Source organism: Pseudomonas sp. 22082 (assembly GCF_052046055.1).
In the GTDB taxonomy this organism is placed as follows: Bacteria; Pseudomonadota; Gammaproteobacteria; order Pseudomonadales; family Pseudomonadaceae; genus Aquipseudomonas; species Aquipseudomonas pharyngis.
Genome location: NZ_JBQEQB010000056.1, coordinates 1 through 516, shown reverse-complemented (window position 1 = coordinate 516; position 516 = coordinate 1). Strand labels below are relative to the sequence as shown.

Below are 516 nucleotides of genomic sequence, written 5' to 3'. Positions count from 1 at the left end.
GGCAAAACCACCGGCACCGTGACCGTCGACGCGCCGAAGGACGACGTCTACAAAGACGCCGGCAAAGTCGAGGCGACCATTTCGACCGCCACCGGTGGCAACTTCGAAAACCTGGTGCCGAGCACTGTTCCTGCCGTGACCCAGGTCACCGATACCATCGACACCACCACGGTGAAACTCACCGCCACCGAGTCGGCGGCTGAAGGCGGCACTGTCACTTACACCGCCACCGTGGGCGCTCCTGTGACTGGCTCGCCAGTGACCGTGAACCTGTCGAATGGCCAAAGCATCACCATCGAGGTGGGTAAAACCACTGGCACCGTGACCACCACGGCGCCTAACGATGCGCTCAACGGCCACACGCCGCTGACCAACGCGATCACCGGCGTGAGCGGCGGTAACTACGAGAATCTGGTGGCCGACAAGACGCCAGTCAGCACTACCGTGACCGACACCGTCGACACCACCAACCTGTCGCTCAGCGCGACCGGCACCGTGGCCGAAGGTGGTTCGATC

General features: G+C 63.4%; 1 protein-coding gene. It reads left to right on the top strand.

Annotated elements, in window-relative coordinates; all coding sequences use genetic code 11:
• On the top strand, window positions 1-516 hold a 516-nt coding region (locus tag ACTJK9_RS29580), incomplete at both ends, for an immunoglobulin-like domain-containing protein (protein ID WP_440817864.1).